Raw genomic sequence first — 1,220 nt, forward strand, 5'->3', positions numbered from 1 at the left:
TTCCATGACCATCCAGTTCAAAGCTTTGCCGACCGAAGCTGTCAGGACGCTGCAGCGTGGTGGCGTCGATGCTTATGGCCAAACGCCCGAGCGAAAGGTCTCAGATGGTGACGGCATGCCTTGCCGGCATTGTTTGAAGAACATAGGAGCCGGCGATGCCTATCTTGTTCTGGCATACAGGCCATTCCCGCAGCTTCAGCCCTATGCCGAAACCGGGCCGATCTTCCTGCATGCCGAGGAATGCGACGGCGCTGCCGAGGGCGAGGCGCTGCCCGAGATTCTCGACAGCCCCGACTACATCGTGCGCGGCTATGGCAGGGATGACCGTATCGTCTATGGCAGCGGCGGCGTGGTCCCGACCGGAGACATCACCGGGCGGGCCAAGACCTTGTTGGAACGCGACGAGATCGCCTACGTCCATGTCCGCTCGGCGCGCAACAATTGCTACCAGTGCCGCATCGAGCGCGCTTGAGGCTGAGATTAGCCGCTGGAAACAGCTGTCGTACTCCCGTCGCATAGTCGCGATAGAAAGCCATTGTCGATCGATTTGCCGACCGCGGATGAACCGGCGGCAAATCTCGTCATCGAGGAAGCGGGGCTTTGGCTCCGCTTTTTTGTTGCCTGCGTTTGGAGCAGACGTATTCCACGCAAGAAAAAAGCCCGCCGGCATGGCCGACGGGCTGCAACTGTTTGGCTGGAGGGCCTTTTAGTTGAACTTGTACTTCGCGCCGAGGCGCACGGTGTGGAAAGAGGAAGTCGAGGTAAGGGTGTCGTCAGGTGCGCCGAATTCCGAAGAAAAGTCCTTCTTGGCGAACTGCGAATAGCGATATTCGAGGCCAACGGTGACATTGCTGGACAGAGCCGTTTCCAGTCCGCCACCGACCGAGAAGCCGCTGGAGCCCCAGTCGAGGATGTCGCCGATCGGGTCGGAAGCGTTCAGATCGAAATGCTGCCAGCTGTAGCCGGCAAGCGCATAGGCAAGGGTCGATTCGTTCATCTTCATGCCAACGCGGCCCAACACATCGAACCCATAGTCGGTATCGACGTTGATCGATCCGCCGCCGAGATCCAGCTTGGAAGTCATGCCGGAGTAGCGTGCATCGACCATGACGCCTGCGACCCAGCTGCCGAAGTCATGATCGTAGCCGACGTTCAGTTCACCAAAGGCACCTTCGCCACCGAGACCATTGAATTCCAGGTCGCCGAGCGGCGGAACGTCT

At 59.4% G+C, this 1,220-nt stretch carries 2 protein-coding genes; one reads left to right on the top strand and one right to left on the bottom strand.

Annotated elements, in window-relative coordinates:
• Positions 1-4 precede the first annotated feature (4 nt).
• Positions 5-472 (top strand): DUF1203 domain-containing protein, encoded by a 468-nt coding sequence (locus tag ENZ74_RS32215; protein ID WP_013531464.1) that lies wholly within the window; start codon positions 5-7, stop codon positions 470-472.
• A 234-nt stretch (positions 473-706) separates the two neighbouring features.
• Here the strand turns inward: ENZ74_RS32215 and ENZ74_RS32220 are convergent.
• Positions 707-1,220, bottom strand: a 514-nt coding sequence (locus ENZ74_RS32220) for an outer membrane beta-barrel protein (protein ID WP_164761422.1), incomplete at its 5' end; no start/stop codon positions are given.

Source organism: Mesorhizobium sp. M7A.F.Ca.CA.002.15.2.1 (assembly GCF_003998715.1).
Lineage (GTDB): Bacteria > Pseudomonadota > Alphaproteobacteria > Rhizobiales > Rhizobiaceae > Mesorhizobium > Mesorhizobium ciceri.